We start from the raw sequence: 763 nt of genomic DNA, 5'->3' as shown, positions 1-763 counted from the left end.
CCATTCAGGTATCTGCGGATCAATCGGTGTGTGCCCGTCCCCGCAGCTTTTCGCAGCTTATCACGCCTTTCATCGCCTCTGAGAGCCTAGGCATCCCCCATACGCCCTTATTTTGCTTATTGTACCAATCTCGTTATAAAACGAGACCGTTTTTTTTGTCTTTTGTTACTTGTATTGCTACTATAACAAAAAACGCTTTCTACTTTTTATTATTTTCTTATCTCAATATGTCAATGAACTTTTTTCAGTCGAATGTCAAAAGTCGAAAGTCGTCAAGTGAATCACTTTTGGACTTTATGACTTTAGACTTTAGGACTAAAATCGTGGAGAATAACGGAGTCGAACCGTTGACCTCCTGCGTGCAAGGCAGGCGCTCTAGCCAGCTGAGCTAATCCCCCATTTTTCAATCTTAGATTGTAGAATTCAGATTTTAGATTTCTTAATTCTTCTCTAATTTCTTTTGGCGAATCCCAACTTCCAGAATTTCCTTTTTTAAGTTAAAAAGTAGTCCCGGGCAGACTCGAACTGCCGACCCCTACATTATCAGTGTAGTACTCTAACCAGCTGAGCTACGAGACTCTGTTTTACTTAATTTTCATTTTTTTTTAAATTAACAGCAAGAGTAATTGAATCTTGTGATTCAGTTCCTTTAGATAGACATCTTTTTTCCCCATCGTGCATTAATGCTAACAACTGGGGCTCTAGAAAGGAGGTGTTCCAGCCGCACCTTCCGGTACGGCTACCTTGTTACGACTTAGCCCTA

Annotated in this window: 2 tRNA genes and 2 rRNA genes; all 4 read right to left on the bottom strand. The window is 40.6% G+C overall.

What is annotated here, in order from left to right:
* Positions 1–121: ribosomal RNA gene (locus BSF42_RS22275) — 23S ribosomal RNA — on the bottom strand; the annotation flags it as partial.
* A gap of 203 nt (positions 122–324) precedes the next feature.
* Positions 325–398: transfer RNA gene (locus tag BSF42_RS22270), tRNA-Ala, on the bottom strand.
* Positions 399–505: 107 nt separating this feature from the next.
* Positions 506–579 (bottom strand) — tRNA-Ile (locus tag BSF42_RS22265).
* A 126-nt stretch (positions 580–705) separates the two neighbouring features.
* Positions 706–763 (bottom strand): 16S ribosomal RNA (locus tag BSF42_RS22260); the annotation flags it as partial.

Origin of the sequence: Flavobacterium sp. ACN6 (assembly GCF_002304005.1) — a bacterium.
In the GTDB taxonomy this organism is placed as follows: domain Bacteria; phylum Bacteroidota; class Bacteroidia; order Flavobacteriales; family Flavobacteriaceae; genus Flavobacterium.
Note: the sequence above shows the minus strand (reverse complement) of the source record. Positions and strands in the feature narration are given on the sequence as shown.